The organism is Bradyrhizobium sp. Ken51 (genome assembly GCF_055807435.1).
Genome location: NZ_JBVVPB010000072.1, coordinates 1 through 9,001, shown reverse-complemented (window position 1 = coordinate 9,001; position 9,001 = coordinate 1). Strand labels below are relative to the sequence as shown.

1 protein-coding gene, 6 pseudogenes and 1 other annotated feature are annotated in these 9,001 nt (G+C 59.2%); of the genes and pseudogenes, 6 read left to right on the top strand and 1 reads right to left on the bottom strand.

Annotated elements, in window-relative coordinates:
- Positions 1–359 precede the first annotated feature (359 nt).
- The 3 pseudogenes from AC0L27_RS40310 to AC0L27_RS40300 form a co-directional block, all read left to right on the top strand.
- Positions 360–1,178 (top strand): annotated as a pseudogene (locus AC0L27_RS40310) (transposase); the annotation flags it as partial.
- Positions 644–724: a sequence feature (AL1L pseudoknot), on the top strand. It overlaps the preceding pseudogene by 81 nt.
- 46 nt (positions 1,179–1,224) lie before the next feature.
- Positions 1,225–1,707 (top strand): annotated as a pseudogene (locus AC0L27_RS40305) (helix-turn-helix domain-containing protein); the annotation flags it as partial.
- Between the two features lie 572 nt (positions 1,708–2,279).
- A pseudogene (locus AC0L27_RS40300) lies at positions 2,280–2,717 on the top strand (IS630 family transposase); the annotation flags it as partial.
- Positions 2,718–2,862: 145 nt separating this feature from the next.
- Here the strand turns inward: AC0L27_RS40300 and AC0L27_RS40295 are convergent.
- Positions 2,863–4,061: pseudogene (locus AC0L27_RS40295) on the bottom strand (IS256 family transposase).
- A gap of 604 nt (positions 4,062–4,665) precedes the next feature.
- Here AC0L27_RS40295 and AC0L27_RS40290 point away from each other — a divergent pair.
- The 3 genes and pseudogenes from AC0L27_RS40290 to AC0L27_RS40280 all read left to right on the top strand — a co-directional run.
- Positions 4,666–5,695, top strand: a pseudogene (locus AC0L27_RS40290) (ATP-grasp domain-containing protein).
- A 564-nt stretch (positions 5,696–6,259) separates the two neighbouring features.
- Positions 6,260–7,603 (top strand): MATE family efflux transporter, encoded by a 1,344-nt coding sequence (locus AC0L27_RS40285; RefSeq protein ID WP_473323585.1) that lies wholly within the window; start codon positions 6,260–6,262, stop codon positions 7,601–7,603.
- An 832-nt stretch (positions 7,604–8,435) separates the two neighbouring features.
- Positions 8,436–8,861 (top strand): annotated as a pseudogene (locus AC0L27_RS40280) (IS701 family transposase); the annotation flags it as partial.
- Positions 8,862–9,001: the final 140 nt, after the last annotated feature.

Genomic DNA, 9,001 nt, shown 5'->3' with positions numbered 1-9,001 from the left:
CACCAGTTCGCGCATGTGCGATAGCGACCAGCGGATCTTCGGGAATTCGAGAAAGGTATCACTCGCGAATGTGATGCATCAAATCGAGAGTCTCATTCATACGTTAGGTCCCAACTGAGTGTTGATTCCTGCAACTTTCCCGCGATTGCGCCTCAAATCCACGATTCGACCAGCGTTCCCGCCGAATTTCGTATCTCGACTATGGAAAGTCAGTCTCGGAGCCGCAGCAGACGGAGCCGCTGCGAAAGAAAGGCTCGGCTCTGGCTCGACGACACGGATCATAGATCAAATTCATGGGACTGCGCAGTTTGAACCGCCCCGGATTTGCCGGAGGCTCCAACTCCTGAGAGGATGGAGCCATGACAAGCAAGACGACGAACAAGTTTTCGCCTGAGGTCCGGGACCTTGCCGGTTCGGATGGTTCTGGATCACGCCGGCGAGCACCCCTCGCGCTGGGCGGCAGTGACATCGATTGCGGCCAAGCTCGGCAGCACACCGCAGACGCTGCATGACTAGGTCAAGAAGGCCGAGATCGACAGCGGGCAGCGGGCCGGCGTTCCGACTGAGATGGCCGAGAAGCTGAAGGCCCTGGAACGGAGAACCGTGAACTTCGGCAGGCCAATGAGATCCTGCGCAAGGCGAGCGCTTATTTTGCGATGGCGGAGCTCGACCGCCGGTCCAAGCCATGATCGCCTTTATTGACGACCATCGTGGGGCTACCACGCCCATGTGGCCAAACGTCGCGATCCGGCCAGGCTGTCGGCGCGCGCCAGGCAGGACGCCGCGCTGAAGATCGAGGCTCTGCGCGTCTTCGATCAAAACTTCTCCGTCTACGGCGAGCGCCAGGTTTGGCGCCAGCTCAAGCGCGAAGGCTTCGATGTTGCCCGTTGCACGATGTCGCGACTGATGCGGGACATGGGTCTGCAAGGGTAATCCGTGGCAACTCCGTGAAGACCACGATCAGCGACAAGGCTGCGCCATGCCCCCTGGATCGCGTCCACCGCCAGTTCAAGGCAACAAGATCGAACGTTCTCTGGCTCTCCGACTTCGCCTATGTCGCGACCTGGACCGGCTTGGTCTGCGTCGCCTTTGTGATCGACGCCTATGCCCGCAGGATGCATGATCGACGGCCGCTCCATCGTGGCGGGCTCGTGCACCACAGCGACAGGGGCAGCCAAGGCGGATTCAATCGGTCGTCGCAACACTCGGAGGTTTGAGGTTGCGATGAACATTGTAAGGCGCCGATCGGCGCAATCAGGACGAGCCCCAGTGCCATCGCCAGGACGGCCGTCTGTTGCAGGACGCAATGAACAGAATAAATTTCGGCGGGCGATTGCCGCGGGGCTAAGTAGCGAAGGTGCTGCGCTGGAAGCCGGATTGTCACAACCTGTCGGAAGCAGATTATTCCGAAAGGCGGGCGGCATGCCACCAGCGATGTGCAGATCTTCGGCAAAGGCGCTCTCCGGGCGGTACCTCTCGTTGGTTGAGCGCGAGGAGATCGCACTGCTCAAGGTGCAGGGCCATTCCATACAGGAGATTGGACGTCGCCTGGGGCGGGCTGCTTCGACAGTCTCCCGTGAACTGCGGCGCAACGCGGCCACCCGCGGCGGCGGGTTGGAGTATCGAGCAACAACTGCGCAATGGCCTGCGGATCGATGCGCCCGCCGGCCCAAGCCGACCAAGCTTGCACTCAATGCAACCTTGCGCTTATGTGCATCTGCTGGAGAACCGACGTGATGTTCTCTGGAAAGACCCTTGAGATCGTCGAGGAGGCGATCAAGATAGCGTCGACGCCGAGCACCTTCAGCTCGTTGACGACCTGGAGCCAGAGCTTGGCCCTTCGGTCTGTTCGATCTAGAGTGCCCGAGCGCGTCCTTCGCTGTCCAGAGTGAGCGCCAGGGCCACGTGGACGGCCTTGTTACTTCACCAGCTCCTCATCGCGGAGTTTCAGGCGTAGCGCGTCGAGGAAATCTCGATCTCGCCGTCCTCCGTCAGGATCGTCTTACTGCTGGTGCCGTTCCGGCTGTAGCCCGTCCCTCGACCGGCCGAGTCACCTTCTCTAGCCGAGATGTTGGCTCAACTCGAGGCCGAGCGAGCGCTCTATCAACGCCTTCTTCAGCTGCTTAAAGGCCCGGCGCCTCCGGTCAGGTCCTTGGACTTCTCACAGTTAGCAGGCAGTTGCGTTAAGTTCAGGTGTTATCTTCGTGATGTGAGTCTCAAGGCTAGTCATCTGGAACGTAAGTTTGTCACATCATATGATGACTCTAAGAAGAGCGCTTGTGGCGAATGCAGGTGCTAGACGCCGGCCAATCGAGCCGTTGGTGCTGAGCCCGCAAGAGCGAGCATGTTCTGAGAGGCAGGTCCATTGTCATCGTGTGGCCCGGCCGCTGTCTGAGCGGCCCGAGTGATCCTACGGTGTGCAGAGGGTCAAGCAAGTCTGTGGCTGCCGAATTCCATCCGTGAACTCCGTTTGGCAAGTGGCGGCCACCACTTCTTGAAGAATCGCCGCGTGGCCTGCTTGACGAAGCCCACCATGGCCGCCCTCGAACCATCAACAACGATCAAGTTGCTTCGAGCGGACATTGCGTGCAAAGCCGCCCGATGCGACGTTATCATCTGTTCGCTCGATGGCTGCGGAAATTGGCTTTTCTAGGATTCGCCGGATATTGACGGCGTTCGGCTTGCAGCCGCACTGCAGCAAGAACCGTACTCTGTCTGGCATCACGCTCTAAGCGAGACTTGGCAAGCGAGAGGCGTCCATATAAGGACCACGACGCCATCGTTGACATCAACAAGAAACTGTAGGGGAGATGTCACGATCGCTGTTGAACTACGTTGGGCCGACGTTGCCAGGAATGAATGTTACGCGGCCCTCGTGACGTGGGCAACGGGTTTGATCGTCATGCGATCGTGGTGAGCTTGAAGGGCCGCACGGCCGCGATCCATCGCAAGGCTATGCCCGCATCGCGCCAGCGTTTGACGTTGCGTGTGGCGGGGCGAATGGGGCCCATCATATTCTCGGCGACGTTGGTACAGGCGAGTGATCGACGAAAGTCCTTCGGCAGCTACAATCGGACGACATTCAGGATTTCGTCGAGGCCGTCGAGAATGCTGGCCGCTACGCCGGGCCATTGCTGGTCGAGTCGACGCGCGAGATTGTGATCAATTTTTCAGCCTTGTCGGCGTCATCTAGCTCCCAGGCCTGGCGCAGCACCCGACGGGTGGCCGCATCTCTATCGGCACGCGTTCCATGATGTTGCGCGCCTTGTGGATCTCGCAGCGCTGGATCGCGGCGGCCGAACCGAAGGTGCGGCGGATCGCCTTCGACAACGCTTTCGCGCCGTCGACGATGAAGAGTCTTGGCACCGGCGGGGCGAGCCCGCGCGAGGACCAGGTTGTCCAGCAGGGCCTGAACCGTTGCGGTTCTCGGTCGCACCTTCCACCAGCGCCAGCGGATGCTTGTTGCCTTCACCGTCGACACCGATCACGGGCCGACCAGCACGAGTTCGTCGTCGAGATGCAGCCCGTCGATTTGGAGCACCAGAAGGTCGAGCGCGGACAGATCGGCAGCCATGAAGTCAGCCAGCCGCGCCGCCGACAGCGCGACGAACCTCCGTGAGGCCGCCGACTTCGAAACCCCTGATCGGGGCGGTGCCGGCACGTCACCCTCGGGCAGCCGGACAGCGCGGCCGAACCGGCGCGTCGACACGTTGATCAGCATCAGTTTCATCGCCCAGCGACCGAGCCAGTCCTCCTGCGCCGCCGTTTCCCAACTCGGAACGCGACCTCGCGGCCGTCCACGCCACGAACCCGCGGGCGCTCGACGTCGATCTTGTGGAAGCCGATCAGTCCCCGCGTTCGGCCCCAACGGTGCGCCCGCCGCGCCGTGTCACGACCGTGGCGCGGCCGGGGGCCGCCGTGACATCCGCCTCCATCATCGTGCCGAGCGCCTTGATCCCTGCCGTAAGGTAGCACCGATCGAAGCTCGCCCGCACTTCTGCATACTCTTCGTCCACAGCCCCGGTCGTCGGCGAACCAGCCGGTGTGATATCTCTCGTCATGGCGTTGCTCTCCTTCGTGGAATCAGCACCCCGAGCCTACCGGCTCAAGGTGGGCCCCTTCAGAAATTCAACAGAACCCGGCACATCCCCACTGTAGGCGCGAGCGCGGCTTAGAGTGGCATTGCATCGGCAACCGAGCTTCACAAAGATTAGAGGCCTTACTACCAGCTCGGCCTCGTCTGAGCGCCGATTGCCTTCGCCTCTTCATAATTCTCCATTGGCTTGCGGGAGAACAATTTAAGTCTGATCTTTGCAAGGTCATTCCGCATGCGGACCGCCTGGCGCTATAGGGCTACCGATGCACAGTGTCGGCGGCTCACCTACTTAACATGGTAGTATCATCCCAAGGTAGTCGCTGATATTCGTCACGTGGGTAGTGATTCAAGAGCGTGCATTAATGTCCGATTGCGTGAAAATACACATTCCGAAACCCCAAAGCAGCGGGGATATCCTGAGCACTCCCAACTGGTGATCGGGTGTGTGCAATGAGGGGACCTAATACTCGCATCCGGTATGTGAATATTTGACTTAGACTGTCGCTCGACCTCGATCTGCTGTCTGCTGCCCGCTTATGCTCAGGCTGCACAACCGGAGCTTTCTTCAAATGACAAGAACGGCTCTCATTTTGTTTGAAGGCGCAAGCAATGGCCGGCTGTATGTCCACGCGGCTAACCGTCTTGGTCTTCGTCCTGTTACTCTGTCGGCTGATCCAAGCCAGTATGAATATGTTGCGGCAGGAAGCTGCGAGGCGATCCGTGTCGACACAGGCAATCTTAATGCCGTGATAAGCGAATTTTCGAAGTTATCTTCGATCTCCGGGATTGCGGGCATTACTCGCGCTCGAGAATCAGTGTATGCGGCCGTTGGCAAGCTCTGTCACTATTTCAATCTACCGGGGCCGCAAGCCACAGCGATCGAAAGGTGTTGCGATAAATTTGTACAACGTCAGCTTCTCGCAGAGGCCCCCGTCGCAGTACCTGCCTATCGCCTGGCGGTGAATGCAATCGAAGTGGAAAGCTCCACTGCTCAAATAGGTTTTCCGGTGATCGTCAAGCCAGCCATAGGAATCGGTAGCATCGGCGTGTACCGCGAAGACGATGAGCTTGCTGAACATACGACGCATTTGTTAGGTGAGCGGAAGATAGGGCGTTCGTCCCCGAAAATACTAGTCGAAGAATTCGCACAGGGACCTCACTATAGCATTGAGATAATGAGGAGTGAGATAATCGGGATTGGTGCGGCGGATTTCGGTAGGCCGCCGCATTTCGTTTGTCGTGAGTACATCTATCCTGCTCTACTGAACGATGAGGAGCACAAGCGCATGGTCGACCTTTCGCAGAGCTGCCTGCGAGCTCTCGGCCTGGGCTGGGAGCCAACGAATATTGATCTCCGGTTGACGAAACGTAGCCTAGTCGTGATTGAAGTCAATCTGCGGCTTGCTGGCACACCGAACTCTAAGCTGATCAAGCTTGCTTACGGTATCAATGGCTATCGTCAGGAGAGGCGACTATCGAGACAAGATCGGACATGTCATCGCCGTTTCGCGGAACCCAGCCGAAGCTTTGGCGGTACTTCAGCGTGCCGCCGATTTAATCGAGTGGTCAATCATGCCATTTCCGTCGCCTGGCAGATAGGCAGCGTGCGGCCTCTATCTCGCACTAGTACACTTGTTAGTGACGCGCAATGCAGTCTCGCTCGATGTAGGACAAATCGAACCGCCTATATCAGCCGTTTCTTGCCGCCATCTGTCTTTCGAGGATAGCGCTGTTGCCCTCAAAGGAGCCGAAGCGCCAAGCATCAGTCGCGGTCGGCACATGATACGCTGATGTTCTGAGCCGGCAATGATCTCTAAGCGCTCCCTAAGAGCGCTTTGTCGTCGCGAATGATAGGCCGGGGGCCAGAGACTGACCTTAGTCGCGGCGCGATTCGATGCCTCTCCCGTCGCGAGTCCTGAGAACCATTTTGTTGAAGGGGCATACGCTGGCACACTCGGCAATCGAAGCAAAAGCAAGCGGTTCTGCGCCGGATGATGTGTCCGACCTGAACGCCGCGTACCGCCTGTTCTTCTCGGTGACATGCCTAAAGAGTCTACGCGAAATACAGATGCACTCCGGCGCAGTGTGGAAGATCTCGCAATTACCGGCACCCCGTATGCCGGCCACAACCAAACACTTACTAGCAAATTTGTAGGAGCCGCCGTGGAACGGACCGCAACGATCTTCCCCTCCCGGCCCCTCCGAGTTACCAATCGGCAGGTCTTGGTCATAGCCGTTCCGATGACGCTCGGATACCTTACAACGCCGCTGCTTGGCATCGTCCATACTGCCGTGGTGGGCCAGTTCGGAGAGGCCGCGTTGCTTGGCGGGCTTGCTGCCGGGGCAGTAGTCTTGGATGTTGTCTTCGCGACATTTAATTTCCTTCGCTCCGGTACGACCAGCCTCGTCGCCCAGGCTTCCGGGAGCGGCGATGCTGAGGAAGAGAGAGCCGTCTTCTGGCGGGCATTTGTGGTCGCCGCGTTCTCCGGTTTGGCCCTCATCTTGGTTGCACCGCTTATAGCTACGATCGGCGAATGGTTCCTGAGTGCGGACCAGCCCGTGACCGCCGCGATGGATCTCTACATCCCCATTCGCTTGATTTCTGCGCCTGTCGCTCTCATCAACTATGTGATTTTTGGCTACGTTCTAGGCCGGGGAAATGCGGCCCTCGGGCTGCTCCTGCAACTTCTTGTCAACGGAATAAACATCGCCTTGTCGATCGTTCTCGGTCTTTATCTGGGGTGGGGGATTGCTGGCGTCGCCTGGGCAGCCTTGTGCAGCGAGGCCGCTGCTATGATCGTCGGCATGGTGACCCTCTACTGGGTTTTTCCCCCGGCCCCGAAAATGTCGCGCCGGGACACGTTCAATATAGTTGCAGTGAGACGGATGCTTCGTCTCAACGGCGATATCATCGTGCGCTCGTTTGTGCTGATGGCAGCATACATTCTGTTCACGCGTCAGAGCGCCCAGCTCGGCACGTTGACTCTCGCCGGGAACGCGGTGCTGCTACGAATCTTTCTGTTCTCTGGCTATTTTCTGGATGGGTTAGCGGCGGCCGCACAGCAGCTCGCCGGTCGTGCCGTTGGTGCTCGCGATCAGCAGGCTTTTCTCCGTACTATCAAGCTGACCGCGCGCTGGGGATTTGCGCTTGCGGGCTTCGCGAGTGTTCTTTTTTTGGCGTTCGGCGAACAGCTCGTTGACACTATGACAACGATATCGGACGTGCGCCGGGTGGCGGTTCATTATCTCCCCTGGGCAGCATTCGCGGCCTTGAGCGGCGTGCCTGCCTTCCAGATGAACGGCGTCTTCATCGGTGCAACCTGGTCGCGCGAAATGCGCAACGCGATGCTCGTGTCCTTCGCGGCCTTTGTCGCTGCTTTGTTCGCTTTCGGGGCAATGTTCGGCAACCATGGGCTCTGGGCCGCGCTGCATGTCTTTTTGCTCGTGCGGGGTTTAAGCCTGCTATCGGCTATGCGTCATCGTTGCCGTTCCGCCTTCGCGGAATGAGCATCGCTAAGTGTAGCTGGCATGAGGCCTCCATCTTATCCGCTACGTGTTGTTCATCTCAGTCCGAGACAGGTTGCGATGCTACTCGACGAGACTCGAGTGGACGCGGGTGTCGCCCCAGTCTGTCAAGCAGCCGACCGTTGTCGGCTGAAGGTGAGGAGTTCCCTGAAGCACGAGTCGCGCGGATGTATCGTCTGATCATGCCGGTTCGTTCCGACGTTCTCCCGACCGATGTGGCGGCTGGCCCTGATGTGCTCGCGCTTGACGCTGAGAACGGCATGCTACGAGTAGCAGTGCAGACAACCACTGAGTTGATCGCAGGGAAGCGCTCGGAGCGGCGTGCGTTGCTCCACGAACAGCTTGCGCTCGAGCCGGGGATCTTGAGGCGGACGCGACGCTGCCTGCGGCGGCCAACCATGATGTGGCTGTGGCGAGGCCATGCAAACCGCAAGAAGGCGCGCCGCAACATTGGCACTCCTCCAAAGCACCTGCTGCGCTGCGAAGGAGGGCAGCCGGAGGCAACCACGCGCCTATGCTGCCAAGGGCGGCCCCACGAACGTACTGGTGCAGCAAGCGGCCTCCCGGTTCGGCCACGAAGAAGGCGGGGCCGCAGCGTGATCCCAGCGTTCGTCGCGCCGGTGGACGTAGTCGCGCAACGCGGTTCTCGTCGTCGGATGTCACGCCCCAGGCCCATCGCCTGGGATATACGCATGCCCGTCACCGTGATCTGCCCGAACGGGCGTATGGTAGATATCCATCGCGTGCTCGCATACCGAGCAAGCACGACGACGAGCGACAGGTGCACTTCCTAACGCGCCCTGAGATCGAGGCGCAGCGAATATGGGATAAGGGCCAGCAGCATCTCCCAGGCGACGAAGCCTGGCTCATTGGCGAGCAACGCGCCTCAGGGGAGAAGAAATACTATCTCGCCAACCTGCCCGCAGCGACGGCTCTGCGCACATTGGCCGCCACTATCAAGGCCGGATGGATTTGTGAGCAGGCCCATCAGCAGTTGAAAGAGGAGCTTGGCCTCGATCACTTCGAGGGCCGATCATGGCAAGGTCTTCATCGTCACGCCCTAATGACTATGATTGCCTACGCCTTCTTGCAGCACCGTCGCCTCGCACACGCGGTCGGAAAAAAAGAATCAGCGGCCCTCCGCCTCAACCAACCATGCCGCCGTACGCCACGCCATCGTCGATCTCATTCTTCGGCCACCATCGCAACGGTGTCCGTACTGCACAGAACGAATCCTTGAAAAACCGCGGCGCAAACAGATTCGGCCAAAGTAGTGCTAGGGTCCGGACACAGGGATGTGCGTTCAACTTTTCAGCAGCCAGGCTTTTAAAAGAAGAGCCTTCGCTCCATTTTCGTCAGGCGCTTTCCGCCCTCAGGCGT